Here is an 18,385-nt window from a genome sequence, read left to right as displayed (position 1 = left end):
CGCGGCCTGGTCCGCGCACGCACGTCGTCGCAGAAGGTCACGGAAGGTTTGCACAGGTCCCGACGAAGGTCGTGCCGCGGGTCGTGCTCCGGGCACGCGGACGGCCCGCACGCGTTCGCGTGCGGGCCGCCGGTGCGGTTTGTCCCTGGCTGGATCAGCCCAGCCGGATCACGCCGTAGTCGAAGCCCTTTCGCCGGTAGACGACACTCGGCCGGCCGGCCTCGGAGTCGTTGAACAGGTAGAAGTCGTGGCCGACCAGCTCCATCTCGTAGAGAGCCTGGTCCACCGTCATGGGATCCGCGTCGTGTTGCTTCTCGCGGACGACGCGGCCGGGCTGATGGCCCAGGTCCTCGTCTTCCCAGCGCCCCTGCCGGGGAATGTCGCCCGCACTCGTCGCCGCGAAACCGTTCACCATGGGTTCGGTCGCGTCGGGTGCGTCCAGGACGGCCGTGCCCATGGCGGGCCCGGCGACGGCATCGGATCCGCCGACCATCGAGGTCGCCTCGGCGACCGACTCCGGACGGCTGCGTCCGTAATGCACGCGCCTGCGGTCGTGTGTCCGCCGGAGCCGGTTTTCCAGCTTGGTGACGGCGGAGTCGAGCGCTGCGTAGAAGTCGGCTGCGCTCGCTTCCGCGCGAACAGCCGGACCGCGGCCCTTCCCGGTGATCTCGACGCGCTGGCAGCTCTTGGCCTGCCTGCGGTTGGGCTCGTGGAAGAGCTCCACGTCGTAGCGGATGACCTTCTTGTCGTAGCGCTCAAGGCGGGCCAGCTTTTCGCTGACAAGCGCCCGGTAATGCTCGGGCACCTCCACGTTGCGGCCCTTAACGACGATGTCCATACACGACCTCCCTCGCTGAGGAAACTGCGAGCTGTTGTGTTCTCACGGCACCGGTACTGAACGGCTACTGCACGGGTTCGGCGGGCTGATAAAGAATTCGCGACCGGATCACGACGTCTCGTGGCGGTAGCGCGAACGCGGACTCAGCGGGCCGCCGGCGCCAGGGACATGGGCTGCACACCTCCCTGCCTGCGGGTATTGCTGATAGCGGAGCACGTTAGCTTCATCACGCCGTCCGCAACAGCCCCCGAGCCGGGGGATGTCACGATCCGGGAACTCGTCACGGGGCGCAGTGAATCATGCGTGCGCAGCCCGGAACCGCCGCTCGGAAGGCCGAGCGCGCGTGCCCAAGTTTCACGCGGACGGCTCAACAGAGCGGCACCTCGGACGCCGAGGGTGACCGGCCCCTGCAGCACAGCCGCCACCTCGGTGGACTGCCCCGTCGCGGGGGTGATTCCGGCCTCGACCCTCATGCCCCGACAACGGGCGACGAGGACAGGAGGTTCCCTCTTGACATCACTCGTGTAGGTGACACCTGGCGGTAGTGGGCATGCGAACGCGAGTTGCCTCCCCGGCGAGAAAGCGGACGGACGTTTTCGGGCGGACGGTTTTTGGAATCGTTCCGTTTTGGCCGGACACGGAGTGGAGGATCGGTTTCCGCGTAACCGGATTTCGGTTTCCGAGCTCGCCGAACTGGGGCGCGCGGCGGATTCGCGGGCGGCCAGGGCGTGCTCGGGTTCCCGATTCGTGCACGGCCAGGACGCCTCCGGGTTCCAGATTCGCGCACGGCCAGAGCACGCTCGAGCCCCCGATTCGCGCACGGCCAAGGCACGTTCGGGTTCCGGAATCGCGCACGGCCAGAGCACGCCCGGGTTCCCGATACACGCACGGCCAGAGCGCGCTCAGGTTCCCGATTCGCGCAAGGCCAAGGCGCATCCGGGTGCCGGATTCGCCCACGGCCAGGGCACGTTCAGGTTTCGGAAGTGGGACAGGCCGCCTTTCAACGTGGGACAGGCTCCCTTCAGACTGTCGCCAGCAGGGCCAGCACCGCCACCACCGGCACGCCCGCGTTTTTCAACGCCGTGACGCATGCGGCGGACGTGGCGCCTGTGGTGATCACGTCGTCCACCACCACGACCCGCGTGCCCGGCGGCGGACGCCCTGCCTCGGCGAATCGCAGCCGTCCCTCCAGATTGGCCGTCCGTTCCGCCCGGCTCAGCCCGACCGCGTCCCGGCCGCCCTTCAGCACCAGGGCAGGCGCGACATACGCTCCCGTCAGCCGAGCGGCTTCCGAGGCGATTCGCTGGACGTGCGGACCGCCGCGCACCCGCGAAGCGATCCGGCGGCTCGGCGCTGGAACCAGGCACCAAGGACTGGCGCGAGGACCGCCGGAAGGCAACGCCGTCAGCCCGGCCGCCAGTACCCGGCCCAAAAACGGGGCCACGTCCCGACGGCGGCGTTCCTTGCAGGCGATCAAGATCCGCTTGGCGGCACCCGTGTAGCGAGCCAAGGCGTAGGCGGGGACCAACGCTGCCAAAGGCGCGCGGAATACCGCAGTGGGGGACCCCCACGTCGTGGAGCATCCGGCGCACACGGGCGCGCCGCGGGTTTCACAGCCTGCGCAGTAGGTCGGCAGGAGCAGGTTCAAGAGCAGTCTCAGCAACATGACTCCGAGTGTGCACCCGACCACCGACAGTTTTCGGCCGCGCGAGCACCGGAGCCCGGAAATCACCCCGGATAGAACGGATCCGCGTTCTGCATCGAGTGCGCCTGCGGCCGCCACACCTCGCCCAACTCGGTCGCCGTCCACAGACCCCCGGCGTCCGCGACCACGATCGGCTGGCTCGGGGCGGACGCGACCGCCCGCACCGGCGCGGTCAGGTTGGAACTGTTGTAAGCGTCCATCCGCCGTCCGTCGATCGACAGCCGCTGGACCGGCTGCGAGGGCGAGGACGTCGCGGCCACCAGGGTGTCCGGCGTCGAGCCCCAGTCCACGTCCAGCACGTCGGTGAGCACGCCGGGCTGCAGCACCCGCGGCTCGCGCAAGGTGACCGTGTCGCCGCTGCGCACCACCGACGCCACGACCAGCTGGCCGTTCACCGTCGCGGCCACGCGGGCGCCGTCCCGGGAAAGCCGCAGGACGCCGATTGACCCCAGCGCCAGCAGGTCGTTCGCGTTGACGCTCTGGCGCAGCCAGTGGCCGTTCGGGTCGAGGACCATCCGCGCGATGATCGAATGGTCGACGACCGTCCACACCTCGTTCGACGGCCCGGCCCCGGCCTGAGCCGGACGCCAGGTCGGGCGGCTCAGCGAACCGCCGCCGAGGTCGACCGTCGGCAGGTCGCGGCCGAGGTCGCCGATGCGCAGCCGCACGCGGTCGCCGTCCTGCTCGACCACCGCGAGGCGTTTGCCGTCGATCGACTCGGCCGCGCTCACCACCGGGTACGCGCCGTTGCCCACCGCGCCCGGGATCGGCGCACCGTCGCTGAGCGAGCGGACCCGGCCGCCGACCGTCATCAGCCCGTTCGGCGACGAGGAAGCGTTGTACGAGGGCAAATCGGTGCTGCGCCAGTATTCGTGACCGGCCACGAGCGGCGCGCCGTCGGCGAGCAGCCGGATCCGCGTGGACGTGACCGTCTGCATGGACAGCACGATCTGCGCGGCGATCAGCGACCGCGTGTCCGCGCCGACGCCGGTGAGCCCGCTCAGCTGCACGGTCAGCGAGCCGTCGTCGTTGTTCTTCACGTTGTTTTCGAGCGACACCCCGTCGCCGAACAGGTTTTTCACCGCACCGGTGAGCCCGGCGGACGGGCCCTGGAGGATCAGGTCCATCACCCGGCCCGGCATGCCCGACTGCGGTTTCGCCGGAACGTAGCGCAGGTCCGGCGCGAAGGATCCGGAGTCGGGCGAGTAGAAGCTCACCACGACCGGGTTGTAGTTGCCGTCGAACTCGTCGTCGGTCACCAGCAGCACCGGCGGGGGCGGGCTGGAGATCCGCCATTGCCCGTCGGCCTGCTTGCGCACCTGGAAAGTCTGTTCGGCGGGACCGCTGCCGGGGATGAACGCGGAATCCGCGCTCAGCGTGCCGAGCACCGAACCGCGCACGGTGACCGTGCGAACGTTCGGGTCCGGCGCGGTCGACGACGGAGTGGGCGTCGTGGTGGCGCCGGTGCTGGCCGTCGGGTCGTAGACCGTGCTGAAGGTCTTGTCGATGATCGTGAACGAGCGGTTCGGCCGCCACGCGCCGCGCTGTTTGTCGTCGAGGAACGCCCGCGAGGCCGCGTTGCCCGACCGCGGATCGGCGTTGGCCTTGATGAACAGCCGCACGATGTCGAGCGGTTCGGCGTTGGCCGGCGGTTCCGGCGCGTTGTTGGCCTGCTGGGGCGCCTTTTCGACCGACACCACGACCGGCAGCGATTCCTGCGGAACGTTCGCGCAGCTCACGAGCACCAGTGCGCAGGCGAGAAGGACGAGCACTCGCCTCACTGACCGACCTCCTCCCGGTCCGGCGCCGGATCGGCGAGGATCGCCTCCGGCGCGGGATGCAGTTCGGCGACCGACGACGGCGACAGCGTGATCTCCGAAACGGCGTCCGGCGGCGGCAGCACCAGCGGGCTGTCCGCGATCGGCACGCCTTGCCGGCGCGGCACCACGAGCCGGAAGCACGCGCCGTGTCCCGGCTCGCCCCACGCGTCGAGGACGCCGCCGTGCAGCCGCGCGTCCTCCTGGCTGATCGCGAGGCCGAGCCCGGTGCCGCCGGTGCGCCGGTTGCGCGACGGGTCGGCGCGCCAGAACCGGTTGAACACCAGGTCGGCCTCCCCCGCCCGCAGGCCGACGCCGTAGTCCCGGACGGTGATCGCGACCGCGGACTCGTTCACCGCGACCGTCAGCACCACGGGTTTGCCCTCGCTGTGGTCGACGGCGTTGGCGAGCAGATTGCGCAGGATCCGTTCGATGCGCCGCGCGTCCACCTCGGCGGAGGTGTCCTCGTCCGGCAACACCAGTTCGACCGCGCTGCCCGCGGTCCCGGCGAGCACCCGCACCTGCTCGACCGCGCGCGTCGCGATCGGCCGCACGTCGATGTACTCCGCCGACAGCTCCTCGACGCCCGCGTCGAGCCTGCTGATCTCCAGCAGGTCGCCCAGCAGCGCCTCGAACCGGTCGAGCTCGTCGACCAGCAGTTCGGTCGAGCGGGCGAGGCCGGGCGGGAACTGCTCGCGGGAGGCGTGCAGCACGTCGGCGGCCATCCGCACGGTGGTCAGCGGGGTGCGCAGCTCGTGCGACACGTCGGAGGTGAACCGGCGCTGCAGACCGCCGAATTCCTCGAGCTGGCGGATCTGGTTCTGGATGCTGGCCGCCATGCTGTTGTAGGACACCGCGAGTTTGGCGAGGTCGTCCTCGCCCACGACGGCGAGCCGCTGGTCGAGGTCTCCGCCGGCGAACTGCTCGGCCGCCGCGACGGCTTGCCGGACCGGCCGCACCACCTGCCGGACCACCAGGTTCGTGATGCCGGCGAGCAACAGCAGCAGCACGATCCCGGCGACGAACAACGTGTTCTGCACTGTCGACACAGTGGTCTGCTCGCTGGTCAGCGGGAACAGCAAGTACAGCTGCAGCGGACTGGCCGCGGTCGACAGCGGAGTGCCGACGATCAGGTAAGTGGTCCGGACGCCGTTCTCGTCGACAGTGTGCTCAAGCCGGGCGAGATGGTCGGCCTCGACGAACTGGCGCAGCCGCTCCGGCACCGCGGGGAACGGCCCGACGTACACCGGGTCGGCGTCCGACTGGCCGCGGCCGACGCTGGCCAGCACCGGCTCGAAGGTGCCCGCGGTGGAACCCGCGCGCGACGAGGACGTGGTCGAGATCTTCTTGAGCGCGTTCTGCAGGCGCGTGTGCAGCGCCTCCGGGGACTCGCCGCCGATCCCGACCAGTTCGCGCGTGGCGGTGTCGGCCAGCGCCTGGGTCTGCTCGATCGCGGCGCGGCGTTTGGTGTCCAGCAGCCGTTCGGTGATCTGGTTCTGCAGGACCATGCCCAGCACGAACACCACGGCCGAGGACAGCGCGAGCGTCGAGATCGTGACGCGGAACTGCAGCGAGTGCTTCCACAGCTCGTTGAACGCCACCGCGCGGCGGCGTGCGAAAACCACGACCCGGGCCGAAAGCCGAGCCGTGGCGCGGGCGGCGGCGCGAAGCCGCCCCGCGAAACCGGTCATCGCACAATCACGGCGGGCCGGCCTTGTACCCGACCCCGCGCACCGTCAGCACCACCTCAGGGTGCTCCGGATCCTTCTCCACCTTCGAGCGAAGGCGCTGGACGTGCACATTCACCAGCCGGGTGTCGGCCGCGTGCCGGTAGCCCCACACCTGTTCGAGCAGCACCTCGCGGGTGAACACCTGGCGCGGCTTGCGGGCCAGCGCCACGAGCAGATCGAACTCGAGCGGCGTCAGCGGGATCGCCTTGCCGTCGCGGGTGACCTCGTGTCCGGGAACGTCGATCGCGAGATCGCCGATGGTGAGCGATTCGGCGGGCTCGGCCTCGGTGCGGCGCATCCGGGCGCGCACGCGGGCGACGAGTTCCTTCGGCTTGAACGGCTTGACCACGTAGTCGTCGGCGCCGGACTCGAGCCCGAGCACGATGTCCACGGTGTCGCTCTTCGCGGTGAGCATGACGATCGGCACGCCGGACTCGGCGCGGATCGCTTTGCACACGTCGATGCCGTTCATGCCGGGCAGCATGAGGTCGAGCAGGACCAGGTCCGGTTTCAGCTCCCGCAGCGCGGGAAGCGCGCGCGAACCGTCCGCGACCACCGCGGTGTCGAACCCTTCGCCGCGCAGGACGATGGTGAGCATCTCCGCCAGCGCCGGGTCGTCGTCGACCACCAAGACACGTGCCTTCATGACCACATGTTCGCACTACCTCCCGCACCCGTGCGCACGACCCGCGCGTTTGACCACCGGAAAGATCAAGATCACCGACCCAGTTGGGCCATCCGGACGCCTCGGGCGCCCGGCCGCGGCCGGATTCGCCCGCTCAGCCGAACAGATCGAAGCCGAGCGGTTACTGTTGCGCTATGCGGAACCAGGACTCGGGAAACGCAACGGGAAGCGCGGTGCAGTCCGTCGACCGGGCGATCACCGTCCTGGAGCTGCTGGCTCGCAACGGCGAAACGGGCATCACCGAGATCGCGGGCGAGCTGGGCGTGCACAAGTCCACCGCGTCCCGGCTGCTGAGCGTGCTGGAGGCGCACGGGCTGGTCGAGCAGCTGGGCGAACGCGGCAAGTACGCGATCGGGTTCGGCGTCGTCCGGCTGGCGGGCGCCGCGACCGGCCGGATGGACCTGGCGAAGCTCGGCAGGCAGACCTGCCAGTCGCTCGCCGAGGAACTGGGCGAGACGGTCAACATCGCGATCGCCGACGACGGCGTCGCGATCAACATCAGCCAGGCGCGCGGGTCGGCGGCGATCACCACGCAGAACTGGACCGGGCAGCGCACGCCGCTGCACGCCACGTCCAGCGGCAAGGTCCTGCTCGCCGCGATGGACGACGCCGAGCGCAAGCGGATGCTCGCGCACGAATTAGAGCAGTACACGCCGCGGACCACGGTCGACCGGGACGAGCTGGCGGCCGAACTGGACCGCGTCGCGGAGGACGGCTACGCGGCCTCGTTCGAGGAGCTGGAACTGGGCATGCACGCGGTCGCGGTGCCGGTGCGCGGCCCCGGCGGCGAGGTCGTCGCGGCGATGAGCGCGTCCGGTCCGTCCTACCGGCTGTCCAAACAGCGGATCCGGCAGATCGTCGCGCCGATGGCGGAAGCGGCCCGGGAGCTTTCCGCTCAGCTCGGCTACTTTTCCGCGTGACCCCGGCGGCCGCGGCGGCTCTCTTGACAGCACGCCCGCGATCCCGCAATTTGTGAGTTGCAGCAGACGGAACATCGATCTCCATCCGCAACGCGTCCGTTCCCCGGCGGGGGCGTTCCGGCATGCCTGTCTCGTCCCGAGCCGGGCCGTCCGCGACGGCCGGCAGGCAGGAGGTACCTCGCGATGGCAGTGCGACCGCGGGTGGTTGTGCTCGGCGCCGGGCTCCTCGGCTGCGCGGTCGCCGACGAGCTGACCGGACGCGGCTGGACCGACGTCACCGTCCTCGAACCGGAACCGGCGCTCGCCTCGGCCGGACCGGGGCTGCTCTTCCGCACGCACGCCGACCGCACGGCGTCCGAGTTCGCCAAGTACACCGCGGAGAAGTACAGCGGGCTGACCGTCGACGGCGGCTGGTGTTTCCAGCCGGTCGGGAGCCTGGAGCTCGCGACCACGCCCGAGCAGCTTTCCCGGCTGCGGCAACGGCTTGGCTGGGCGACGTCGTCCGGCGTGCGCGGCTACCTGCGCGAACCGGGCGAATGCGCGCAACTGCATCCGCTGCTCGACTCCGCGAAGGTGTTCGGCGGCTTGCACATTCCCGGCGACGGGCTGGTCAAACCGATCCGCGCGGCGCTCGCCCAGGCCCGCCGCGCGAAGGATCGGGGCGCGAAATTCCTTACTGGGCAAGAGATTGTCGAGATCGTGCGCACGGCGGGCCGGGTGACCGCCGTGGCGACCGCGACCGATCGGTTCCGCGCCGATGTGGTCATCTCCTGCGCCGGAGTACGCGCGCCTCAGTTCGGACGGCTGGTCGACCTCGCCGTGCCGGTGGTGCCGATCGCCGTCGAGCACGCGCGGACCACGCCGTTGGCGCAGCTCGCCGGGGACAACGACCACTTCACCGAGGCTGACAAACCGATCCTGCGCGGAGCCGGGCTGTCGCTGCGCGAGCACGTCGACCGGCTGGGCATCAGCGCACTGGGTCCGGTCGAGGCCGACGCCGAGTTCGCTCCGGCGGGCTTCGAGGAGTCGTGGACGGCCGCGCTCGGACTAGTGCCGGCGCTCGCCGACGCGAAGGTCGAGGAGGGCGTCCGCCAGCTGGTCCCGGGTACCCCGGACGGGTTGCCGCTGTTGGGCGAACATCCGGAGCTCGACGGGTTCTGGGTCGCCGAAGCGGTGGACTGCGCGTGGTCCGCCGGGGTCGCGCGGGAGCTGACGCGCTGGCTGATCGAGGGGCAAGCACACCTTGACCTGCACTCCGTCGACCTCGCCCGGTTCGATCGGCTGCAGCTCGCGCCCGGCCGGGTGCGGGAGCGGAGCCTGAGGGCGGCGGGCCATCAGCGACCGGCGACGGAACTGGTGCGGATCACGCCCTGTTACGAGCGCGAAGTCGCGCTGGGCGCGGAGTTCCGCGAGGTGGACGGCTGGGCGCGGCCGCAGCGGTATTCGTCAGGCAGCCGCGCGGAGGCAGTCGCGGCCCGGAGCCGGGTGGCGTTGTTCGACCTGACCCCGCGGCGACGGCTGGAGATCACCGGCCGCGGCGCGCTGCCGTTCCTGCAGACGATGACCACGAACCAGCTCGACCGGCCGCCCGGTTCGGTCACCAGCACGTTGCTGCTCGGCGAAGACGGCGGGATCCGCAGCGATCTGACGGTCGCCCGGCTAGGCGTCGAGCGGTTCCACGTCGCCGCGCACCATCATCGGGACGTCGCCTGGCTGCGCCGTCATCTGCCCGGCGACGGCTCGGTTCAGCTGCGCGAAACCACCGGCGGTACCTGCTGTCTCGGCTTGTGGGGACCGCTCGCCGAACAGGTGCTGCCCGAACTGTCCACATCGGACTCGCGCGCGTGGCGGACGTACGTCGGCGACGTGCCGGTGACCGTGCTGCGCGGGTCTGACGTGGGCGAACCCGGCTGGGAGCTGCACACCGGCGCGGATCTCGGGCGGGCGCTGTGGGACGCGGTCTGGTCGGCCGGGCAGCCGTACGGGATCGTCGCGGCCGGAGAGGACGCGCTGCGCAGCCTCCGGATGGAGGAGGGCCACCGGAACTGCGGCGTCGACGTGACCACCGAGCACGATCCGTACGAGGCGGGTCTCGGGTTCGCGGTGCGGATGGACAAGGGCTACTTCCTCGGCCGGGACACGCTTCTCCACCGTTCTCCCTCGACGGTGCGGCGGAAACTGGCGTGCTTGACCGTCGACGACCCGCACTCGGTGCTGCAAGGCCGGGAGCCGGTGTACGTCGACGGCCGTCCGGCGGGATACGTCACGAGCGGCGCGTACGGCTACACCGTCGACAAAAACCTCGCCTACGCCTGGCTTCCCGTCGAGGACGCCAGGCCGCGGACGCCGGTGGAAATCGAGTACTTCGGGAAACGGCTCGCGGCGAAGGTGGCCGCGGAACCGTTGAGGAGCAGTGAATGACGCACTACGACGTGATCGTGATCGGCCTCGGCGGAATGGGCAGCGCTGCCGCCTACCGACTGGCGCAGCGAGGCCAGAAGGTGCTCGGGATCGACCAGTTCGCGCCAGTGCACAACCTCGGTTCGAGCCACGGCGGCTCACGGATCACGCGGCAGGCGTACCTCGAAGGTCCGGATTACGTACCGCTGCTGCTGCGCGCGCACGAGATGTGGGACGAACTCGAACGCGACTCCGGACGGTCGCTGTTCACCCGCTGCGGCGCGGTGATGGGCGGACCGCCAGAGTCGCGCACGATCGCGGGCAGCACGCTTTCCGCGGAGAAGTTCGACATCCCGCACGAAATCCTGGACGCGGCCGAGATCCGGCACCGGTTCCCCACCATCACCCCGGCCGACGACGAGGTGGCGCTGTGGGAACCGGGTGCCGGTTTCGTATCGCCCGAAGGAAGCGTCGCCGCACACCTGCAACTCGCCGCGCGCCACGGTGCCGAATTGCACCACGAGGAGCAGGTGTTCACGTGGACCACCACGGAAACCGGGGTGCGCGTCGGCACCGCTTCGAGCTACTACACCGCCGAGCGGCTCGTGCTGTGCCCCGGCGCTTGGGCACCCGTGCTGCTCGCGGACCTAGGCGTCGATTTCGAGGTGCGCCGCCAGGTCCAGTATTGGTTCGAACCGGCCGACGTGCGGCCGTTCACCGATCATCCCGTCTATCTGTGGGAAACCGCTGAAGGCGGCCAGTTCTACGGTTTTCCCGCGCACACCACGCAAGGCGTCAAAGTCGCCGTGCACCTTGGCGGCACGCCGTGCACCGCCGACACGATCGACCGGCGGATCCACGACGACGAGGTACGCGCGGTCGCCGACGTCGTCGGCTCCCGGATCCCGACGCTCCCGGCGACCTTCCGCCGCGCGGCGACCTGCCTCTACACGAACACCCCGGACGAGCACTTCGTGATCGCCCCGCACCCGCGGCATCCGCGCGTGGTCGTGGCGTCCGGGTTTTCCGGGCACGGCTTCAAATTCGTGCCGGTGGTCGGGGAAATCCTCGCCGACCTGGTGGTGGACGGCGAGACGCGGCACCCGATCTCGCTGTTCGATCCGGCGAGGTTCACGCCGTAGCGAAGTAGTGCTCTTCGGCGAGATCTTCAAGCAGGCCAGGGTGTTCCGGCTTCCAGTCGAGGAGTTCACGCGTGCGCGCGGCGGACGTCGGCGCGTCCGACTGCACCATCGGCGCCAGGAACGAGAAGTGCGCCGCGGCTTCCTCCGGCGCGATGGACTTCACCGGAACCCCGAGCCGCGCGCCGATCGTCTCGGCGATCTGCCGGAGCGAGATGGCTTCGTCGCCGACGGCGTGCAGCATCGTCCCGGCCGGAGCCTTCTCCAGAGCCAGCCGGTAGAGCCGGGCCGCGTCGAGCGTGTGCCCGGCGGACCAGCGGTTGGTGCCCTCGCCGACGTACGGCGAAACCCCGGCCGCACGAGCGAAGCGGATCATGGTCGGGACGAAGCCGTGCTTGTCGAGCGAACTGTGCACCGACGGCGGCAGCCGCACGACTGACGACCGGACGCCGCGGTCAGCGAGCCCGAGCACGTAGTTCTCCGCGTCCACGCGCGGGCCGCCGGGGAGCCGGTCGTCCTCGGTGCCAGCGCGGCCGAGCCCGGCGAACATCAGGGTTCCGGAGGTCGAGACCAGTGGCTTGCCGGTGTCGGCGAGAGCCTCACCAAGCGCTTTCAGTGCGGACAGATCCGCCTCGACCGCCGCGCCGAACTCGCCGCTGGCCATCAAGTCGTGCTTGAACGCCAAGTGCACGACGCCGTCCGCCTCGGCCACCGCTTCGCGCAGGCCGTCCAGATCGTCGAGGTCGCCGCGCCGCACCTGCGCGCCGCGTTCGGCGAGCGCCGCGGCGGAGGCGTCCGACCGGGCGAGCCCGACCACCTCGTGTCCGGCGGAGAGCAATTCGGGAACGAGAGCCGAGCCGACGTGGCCGCTGGCCCCGGTGACGAAAACCCGCATGAGTTGTCCTTTCACAGTTGATGACACCTAGTGCCATCACCGTACGCCTGATGTCATCTGGTGTCATCACCTAGACTGGACGGCATGGGCCGCTGGGAACCGAACGCACGCCAACGCTTGGAGCGGGCCGCGCTCGACCTGTTCACCGAACGCGGCTACGACCAGACCACGGTCGCCGAAATCGCCGAACGCGCCGGGCTCACGAAACGCACCTTCTTCCGCCATTTCGCCGACAAGCGCGAGGTGCTGTTCGGCGGGCAGGAGGTACTGACCCGGCTGTTTTCCGAGGGCATTGCCGGGACGCCAGCGGGCGCGACGCCGTTCGAAGCGGTCGGCGGGGCATTGGATGCCGCGGCGGCGGTTTTCACCGGCGAGCGGCTGGCTCAGGCCCGGGCGCGGCAGCCGGTCGTGGCGGCGAACAGCGAACTGCTCGAACGCGAATTGCTCAAGCGCACCAAGATGGTCCAGGCCATGCACGACGCACTCGCGGCACGCGGAATCAGCGAGTCGACCGCACGCGTCGCCGCGGAACTGGGCTGCCTCGCGTTCGGGACGGCTTTCCACCGCTGGGTCGAGACGGGGAACCGGCGGGAGTTCGGGGCGCTGGCCGACGAAGTGCTCAGCGAATTGCGCAAGGCGACCGCGGCGCTGGGTTAAGCGAGCAGAGACTTCGCCAGCATCGGCAGATCAACGCCCGCCACGCCGTCCAGCACATGCCACGGCGCGAGCCACGAAGCCACGGCCAGCTCGTCGTACACCGCGGCGCAGCGCTGCTGCAGCGAGTCGTCCGACTCGAACGCGTCCCGCGCCCGCGCCGCGTCCGACTCCGCCCGGCGGACTGCCCGCTCGGCGGCGACCTCCGGGCTCACCCGCAGCAGCAGATGCGCGTCCGGCCGGGGCAGCCCGAACCGCGTGACCTCGAGGTCCCAAACCCACTGCACCACAGCGCCATCGGCGTGCTCGCGCAGGCGCGCGGCGGCGTACGCGGCATTCGAGGCGACGTAACGATCCAGCAGGACGACGTCGTTGGCCGCGAGCAGCGCGCGGATCTCGTCGGCCGCACCGCTGCGGTCGAGGGCGTAGAGCAACGCCATTCCGTACACCGAGTCGGCGAGGTCGCCGTGCCCGCGGTGCAGCGCTTCCCGCACCAGGTCGGCGTGCACGCTGCGGCCGTAACGCGGGAAGGCGAGGCTGCCGACGCTCGCGCCCGCCTCTTGCAGCGCAGCTGTCAGCCCCTCGGACAGCGTCCGCTTGCCCGCGCCGTCCAGACCTTCGATTACGACCAGTCGCCCCACGTCGTCGAAGATACTTGGTGGCGTGCTCAGGCCGTCTCTCGGCGGGCGCGGGCGTAGCCGAGGTAGCCGACCGGCACCGCGACCAGCAGCCCGGCGAGGCAGAGCAGCGGGATCCAGTCGTCGCCGTGCGGCTGCGCCGGCGTGCTCTGGCCGCCGTCCCGCTGCACCACCTCGCTGCGCGGTGCGGCCGTAAGGTGGGCGTTGCCGGTGTCAGCGGGCTGCGCCGCGCCCGCGCCCGGAGCCGACACCGGCAACGCCAGGCCCGTGAACGCCACGAGGAGCAGCAAGCGTCCGACGTGCCTTCGGCAAGTGGTCGAGGACCGCCGGACCCGCCCGGCAGTGCTCCCCACGTGATTCGGTTTCCCCAGACCCATGACGCACCTCCCGCCTAGACGTGGCCAGTGGTGGTCACAACGGTGAACCGGTCGATCACTCCGAGCAAGATGCCTGTCCGGCGACGAGGGTGTTCCGGGTCCGCGGTGGAACACGGAACGGTTACCCTTCCGTGGCCAAGCACACCAAACGGGGGCCGGACCCGTTACCGCGCGCTGCTAACGTGAACGTTCCGCGGCATTCACGCCCAGCGCACGGGCGGCGTTGAAGGGACAGCGGTGGCACGAGACGGGGATGGCCCACTGATCATGGAACCTGGCCGGCGCGGCGCGGGTGAACTGCCGCCCGAGCTCGGCGAAGCACTGCGATCCGGTGAATTCCACCAGGCGCTGCGGCTCGCGATCGCGCATCGCGGCCTGTCGCTCGCCCGGCTGCGAGCGCATCTCGCGCTCCGCGGCGTCCACATCGGACAGTCGACGCTGAGCTACTGGCAGCGGGGGCTGCGCCAGCCGGAGGTGCCGAAGGCGCTGCCCGCGGTCCGCGCGCTGGAGTCGGTGCTGCAATTGCCCGCGGACTCGCTCGTGGTGCTGATCGGCCCCCGCACGGCGCGCCCGCGCGGGCACCAGGCCGCGGCGTCGTTCCACGACCTGCGCTCGGGCGAGATGGGCGCGATCGTCGAACAGCTGATGAGCGACCTCGGCGCGGCGCCAGCGTCCCGGCAGTCGAACTCCGACCTGGAGATGCTGTCGGTGCACGACCAGATCACCATCGACGAACAGAAACATCAGGTGAAATTCCGGACCCGGCTGGTCACCCGCGCGCGGCGGCACGGACCGGACCGGTACGTGGCGGTCTACAACGGCGACCCCGGCTGCCGGATCGACGACGTCGAACTGATCACCGCGGAAGGCTGCCGCGTCGGACGGATCCGCAGGCATCCCGCCCGCGAGACGATGGCGACGGAACTGCTTTTCGACCGGAAGCTCGCCGAGGGCGAGATCCACGTTTTCTGCTTCGAAATCCACGACAATTCCGCCGTGACGTTCCCCGGGTACTACCGGATGCTGCGCGACCAATGCGCCAGCTATCTGCTGCAACTGCAGTTCGCGCCCACCGCGATGCCCGCCCGGATCACCCGGGAAGTCCGCGCCCGCGACGACGCGCTGCCGGTCGAGGCGGAGGAATTGCCGTGCGACACCGGCGGCGTGACGAGCGGGTATTTCCGCGACACCGGGCCAGGGCTGGCCGGCATCGCGGTGGAATGGAACTGAGCTTTATCCGTCCACCCGCAGCGGCGTGCCCTTGGTGATCCGCACCAGTTCGTCGAACGTCGTCGGGAAGACGGCGTTCGGCGTACCGGCCGCTGCCCACACCTCGGTGTACTGCCGCAACGCCTCGTCGACCACGGTCTCCAGCGGAGCCGGATGCCCGACCGGCGACACCCCGCCGATCACCTGCCCGGTAGCCGCGCGCACCTCGTCCGGCTTGGCCCGGCGGATCCGGCCGCGCCCGAGCCGCGCGGCGAGCGCCTCGGTGTCCACGCGGTGCGCGCCACTGGTCAAGACCAGCAGCGGGGCGTCGTCGGCCATGAAGACCAGGCTGTTCGCGATCGCGCCGACCGGACAGCCCAGCGCGTCCGCCGCCTCGGCCGCCGTCCGAGTGGACTGCGGAAGAGTCCGCGCCCGGCCTTCGACGCCCGCCTCGTCGAGCGCGTCCTGCACGTTTTGCACTGCCGACATCTGCACACCTCCAGCTGTTCTGTAAACAGAACACTAGACTAGGCCCAATGTCGACGTCACCCGCCCCGGACGGCCGCGCCCTCGCCGCGGCGGTCGGTACCCGCATCCGAACGCTCCGCACCCGCGCGGGCGTCGGCCTGACCACGCTCGCCGCCGACAGCGGTCTCGGCAAGGGAACGCTGTCGGAGTTGGAAAACGGCCGCCGAAACCCGACGTTGGACACGCTGTTCGCGATCGCCACCGCACTGTCGATCCCGTTGAGCGACTTGCTCTTCGGCGACGAAGGGGTGGCTGAAGCGCATGGCGATAGCGTGGCGGCGACGCTGCTCGGCCGGTGGGAGGATCCGGACGGCGTGACCGAGGTGTACCGGCTGACGATCCACGAGCGGGTTCAGGTGTCGCATCCGCACAGCCCTGGGGTGCGGGAGGTTTTGACGGTATTGACCGGGACGGCTGAAGTGGGGCCGGTTGACGCGCCGGTGACGGTTGCCGCTGCCGGGACGCATACGTTTATCGCGGAGACGGACCATGTTTATCGAGGAATCGGCGGTCCGGCTACTGCGGTGTTGACGATGCGGTATCCGCGTTAGCGGACGAGGAGGCCATTGGCCTTTGCCGCATCAGCCTGCCGCGCGTCACAAGTAACCACAGTGACGGGTTCACCGCCAGTGAGGTCGGCGGTTTCCCGCATCACGACCGCGAGATGAAGCGCATCAAGCGTGCGAAGAGAATAGTTCTCGACGACCAATCGCTGCGCGGCGGGAAAAACACGCGCAGGCCGGAACGGAATCACGCCCAACGTCGAAGAACGACTCATCGCGTCGAACCGATCGAGAAACTCCCGCGCATCCGGGATGCGCCCGGACCGCTTGGCCGCCGCCATCGCGCTCGCGAACTCGATCCGGGTCAGCTCACTGGTGAGAACCCGGTTCCGGCCGCTCGCAAGCAGGTCGCGCAACTCGGCGTGCTCGGGCTCATCAGCGAAGAACACCCGCACGACCGCGCTCGTATCGGCGTAATAGACAGTCACCATTCACCCCGCGACCAGTCGAGCGCCTCGCTGACCGACGCACCCCATCCAGCCGAACGCCGCTCCAGTTCGTCGAGGCCAACCGGCTCCCGCTCAGACTCGAAAGCGATCAGCTTGCCCTCCGCGAGCAGCCGGGCTTTCCACGCCTCCGGCGTCTCTTCCCTGTTGAGCGCGTTGCTGAGCACTTCGGTGACCAGGTCGTTCATGCTGCGCCCCTCGGCCTCGGCCCTGGCCTTCAGCCGAGCGTGCAGCTCGTCGTCGACGCGAGTGATCAATTGCTTCACCACACCATGATAACACGTAACCCATTAGAGTTATCACGTGTTTTCATATGCAGACAAAAGCCGCCCCGAAACGCATTCCGGGGCGGCCTTAGCGTCAGCAATCAGTAACGATAGTGCTCAGACTTGAACGGACCCTCGACATCCACGTCGATGTATTCCGCCTGTTCCTTCGACAGCTTCGTCAGCTCGCCACCCAGCGCTTCCAGGTGGATCCGCGCGACCTTTTCGTCCAGTTTCTTCGGAAGCCGGTAGACCTCCTTGTCGTACTCCTCCGTCTTCGTGAAGAGTTCGACCTGCGCGATGACCTGGTTGGCGAAGCTGTTCGACATCACGAAGCTCGGGTGCCCGGTCGCGTTGCCCAGGTTCAGCAGCCGGCCCTCGGACAGCACCAGGATGCTCTTGCCTTCCGGGAACACCCATTCGTCGACCTGCGGCTTGATGTTCACGCGCCGCACGCCCGGGTAGCGGGCGAGGCCCGCCATGTCGAGTTCGTTGTCGAAGTGGCCGATGTTGCCGACGATCGCCTGGTGCTTCATCCGCGCCATGTGCTCGACCATCACCACGTTCTTGTTGCCCGTGGTGGTGACGTAAATGTCACCCTCGTCCAGCACCGTCTCCAGGCGCTTGACCTCGTAGCCGTCCATCATCGCCTGCAGTGCGCAGATCGGGTCGATCTCGGTGATGATCACGCGGGCGCCCTGGCCGCGCAGCGATTCCGCCGCGCCCTTGCCGACGTCGCCGTAACCGCAGACCACCGCGACCTTGCCGCCGATCAGGACGTCGGTGCCGCGGTTGATGCCGTCGATCAGCGAGTGGCGGATGCCGTAGCGGTTGTCGAACTTCGACTTCGTCACCGAGTCGTTGACGTTGATCGCCGGGAACAGCAGTTCGCCCGCGGCCGCCAGCTGGTACAGCCGCAGCACGCCGGTGGTGGTCTCCTCGGTGACGCCCTTGACGCTCTGCCCGATGGCGGTCCACTTGCCCTTGTCCGCCGCGACCGACGCGCGCAGCAGTTCGAGGAAGACCTTCCACTCCTCGGGGTCCTCGTCGTCGGCGGGCGGGACCACGCCTGCCTTCTCGTACTCGGTGCCCTTGTGGACCAGCATGGTGGCGTCGCCGCCGTCGTCGAGGATCATGTTCGGGCCTTCGCCCTCCCACGTGAGCATCCGCTCAGTGCACCACCAGTATTCCTCGAGCGTTTCGCCCTTCCACGCGAACACCGGGACGCCCTTGGGCTCCTCGGGCGTGCCGTGCGGTCCGACGACGACCGCGGCCGCGGCGTGATCCTGGGTGGAGAAAATGTTGCACGAGGCCCAGCGCACCTCCGCGCCGAGCGCCACCAGCGTCTCGATCAGCACCGCGGTCTGCACGGTCATGTGCAGCGACCCGGCGATTCGCGCCCCGCGCAGCGGGTAGACCTCAGCGTATTCGCGACGCAGCGCCATCAGGCCGGGCATCTCGTGCTCGGCGAGCCGGATCTCCTTCCGGCCGAACTCCGCGGCCTCGAGATCGGCGACGGCGAATTCGAGGCCGCCCCGGGTGTCGTGCCGCTTGACAACGCTTTCGGGGGTCATA

At 69.6% G+C, this 18,385-nt stretch carries 18 protein-coding genes; 6 read left to right on the top strand and 12 right to left on the bottom strand.

Annotated elements, in window-relative coordinates; all coding sequences use genetic code 11:
* Nucleotides 1–154 precede the first annotated feature (154 nt).
* The 5 genes from hpf to mtrA all read right to left on the bottom strand — a co-directional run bounded on the left by hpf (nt 155) and on the right by mtrA (nt 6,736).
* Nucleotides 155–838 carry a ribosome hibernation-promoting factor, HPF/YfiA family gene (gene hpf, locus EIZ44_RS07555; RefSeq protein WP_037816576.1) on the bottom strand — a complete coding sequence of 228 codons (684 nt, stop codon included), beginning with the start codon at nt 836–838 and terminating at the stop codon, nt 155–157.
* A gap of 1,021 nt (nt 839–1,859) precedes the next feature.
* Complete coding sequence (locus EIZ44_RS07550) at nt 1,860–2,375, bottom strand: ComF family protein (protein WP_240691237.1); 516 nt, start codon at nt 2,373–2,375, stop codon at nt 1,860–1,862.
* 191 nt (nt 2,376–2,566) lie between these two features.
* A complete protein-coding gene (locus tag EIZ44_RS07545) occupies nt 2,567–4,324 on the bottom strand; it encodes an LpqB family beta-propeller domain-containing protein (RefSeq protein WP_037816578.1) in 1,758 nt (585 codons plus the stop codon).
* Complete coding sequence (gene mtrB, locus EIZ44_RS07540) at nt 4,321–6,051, bottom strand: MtrAB system histidine kinase MtrB (RefSeq protein WP_134666969.1); 1,731 nt, start codon at nt 6,049–6,051, stop codon at nt 4,321–4,323. The genes EIZ44_RS07545 and mtrB overlap by 4 nt, the downstream gene beginning before the upstream one ends.
* 7 nt (nt 6,052–6,058) lie before the next feature.
* Entirely contained in the window at nt 6,059–6,736 is a 678-nt protein-coding gene (gene mtrA, locus EIZ44_RS07535; protein WP_037355684.1) for an MtrAB system response regulator MtrA, read from the bottom strand.
* Between the two features lie 173 nt (nt 6,737–6,909).
* Here mtrA and EIZ44_RS07530 point away from each other — a divergent pair, with 173 nt between their 5' ends.
* From EIZ44_RS07530 to solA, 3 genes are all read left to right on the top strand, one after another.
* Nucleotides 6,910–7,695, top strand: coding sequence for an IclR family transcriptional regulator (locus EIZ44_RS07530; RefSeq protein ID WP_037816581.1), 786 nt, complete (start codon nt 6,910–6,912; stop codon nt 7,693–7,695).
* A 183-nt stretch (nt 7,696–7,878) separates the two neighbouring features.
* Nucleotides 7,879–10,116 (top strand): FAD-dependent oxidoreductase, encoded by a 2,238-nt coding sequence (locus EIZ44_RS07525; protein ID WP_134728083.1) that lies wholly within the window; start codon nt 7,879–7,881, stop codon nt 10,114–10,116.
* Complete coding sequence (gene solA / locus EIZ44_RS07520; RefSeq protein ID WP_134728082.1) at nt 10,113–11,237, top strand: N-methyl-L-tryptophan oxidase; 1,125 nt, start codon at nt 10,113–10,115, stop codon at nt 11,235–11,237. Before EIZ44_RS07525 ends, solA begins: the two co-directional genes overlap by 4 nt.
* On the opposite strand, the gene EIZ44_RS07515 is transcribed toward solA, so the two are convergent.
* Nucleotides 11,227–12,129 (bottom strand): SDR family oxidoreductase, encoded by a 903-nt coding sequence (locus EIZ44_RS07515; protein WP_134728081.1) that lies wholly within the window; start codon nt 12,127–12,129, stop codon nt 11,227–11,229. The two genes, solA and EIZ44_RS07515, sit on opposite strands and share 11 nt — an antisense overlap.
* An 84-nt stretch (nt 12,130–12,213) precedes the next feature.
* Here EIZ44_RS07515 and EIZ44_RS07510 point away from each other — a divergent pair, with 84 nt between their 5' ends.
* Nucleotides 12,214–12,786, top strand: a complete 573-nt coding sequence (locus tag EIZ44_RS07510) for a TetR/AcrR family transcriptional regulator (RefSeq protein ID WP_134728080.1) — start codon at nt 12,214–12,216, stop codon at nt 12,784–12,786.
* On the opposite strand, the gene EIZ44_RS07505 is transcribed toward EIZ44_RS07510, so the two are convergent.
* Nucleotides 12,783–13,424, bottom strand: coding sequence for a dTMP kinase (locus EIZ44_RS07505; protein WP_134728079.1), 642 nt, complete (start codon nt 13,422–13,424; stop codon nt 12,783–12,785). The two genes, EIZ44_RS07510 and EIZ44_RS07505, sit on opposite strands and share 4 nt — an antisense overlap.
* 26 nt (nt 13,425–13,450) lie before the next feature.
* Nucleotides 13,451–13,699 (bottom strand): hypothetical protein, encoded by a 249-nt coding sequence (locus EIZ44_RS07500; protein WP_205670142.1) that lies wholly within the window; start codon nt 13,697–13,699, stop codon nt 13,451–13,453.
* A 366-nt stretch (nt 13,700–14,065) separates the two neighbouring features.
* On the opposite strand from EIZ44_RS07500, the gene EIZ44_RS07495 reads away from it, so the two are divergent.
* On the top strand, nt 14,066–15,028 hold the full coding sequence (locus EIZ44_RS07495; protein WP_240014178.1) for a hypothetical protein: 963 nt from the start codon (nt 14,066–14,068) through the stop codon (nt 15,026–15,028).
* A 3-nt stretch (nt 15,029–15,031) separates the two neighbouring features.
* On the opposite strand, the gene EIZ44_RS07490 is transcribed toward EIZ44_RS07495, so the two are convergent.
* Nucleotides 15,032–15,496, bottom strand: coding sequence for a YbaK/EbsC family protein (locus EIZ44_RS07490; RefSeq protein WP_134728077.1), 465 nt, complete (start codon nt 15,494–15,496; stop codon nt 15,032–15,034).
* Nucleotides 15,497–15,543: 47 nt separating this feature from the next.
* Here EIZ44_RS07490 and EIZ44_RS07485 point away from each other — a divergent pair, with 47 nt between their 5' ends.
* Nucleotides 15,544–16,086 (top strand): helix-turn-helix domain-containing protein, encoded by a 543-nt coding sequence (locus EIZ44_RS07485; RefSeq protein ID WP_134728076.1) that lies wholly within the window; start codon nt 15,544–15,546, stop codon nt 16,084–16,086.
* Here EIZ44_RS07485 and EIZ44_RS07480 read toward each other — a convergent pair.
* The 3 genes from EIZ44_RS07480 to ahcY form a co-directional block, all read right to left on the bottom strand.
* Nucleotides 16,083–16,529 (bottom strand): type II toxin-antitoxin system VapC family toxin, encoded by a 447-nt coding sequence (locus EIZ44_RS07480; RefSeq protein WP_134728075.1) that lies wholly within the window; start codon nt 16,527–16,529, stop codon nt 16,083–16,085. The genes EIZ44_RS07485 and EIZ44_RS07480 overlap by 4 nt on opposite strands.
* Nucleotides 16,523–16,810, bottom strand: a complete 288-nt coding sequence (locus tag EIZ44_RS07475) for a FitA-like ribbon-helix-helix domain-containing protein (protein WP_037816605.1) — start codon at nt 16,808–16,810, stop codon at nt 16,523–16,525. Before EIZ44_RS07475 ends, EIZ44_RS07480 begins: the two co-directional genes overlap by 7 nt.
* Nucleotides 16,811–16,911: 101 nt before the next feature.
* Complete coding sequence (ahcY, locus tag EIZ44_RS07470; RefSeq protein WP_134666987.1) at nt 16,912–18,384, bottom strand: adenosylhomocysteinase; 1,473 nt, start codon at nt 18,382–18,384, stop codon at nt 16,912–16,914.
* Nucleotide 18,385 lies beyond the last annotated feature (1 nt).

The sequence above is a fragment of the Amycolatopsis nivea genome (assembly GCF_004522235.1).
GTDB classification, from domain to species: domain Bacteria; phylum Actinomycetota; class Actinomycetes; order Mycobacteriales; family Pseudonocardiaceae; genus Amycolatopsis; species Amycolatopsis nivea.
This window is presented reverse-complemented; position numbering and strand designations above follow the sequence as displayed.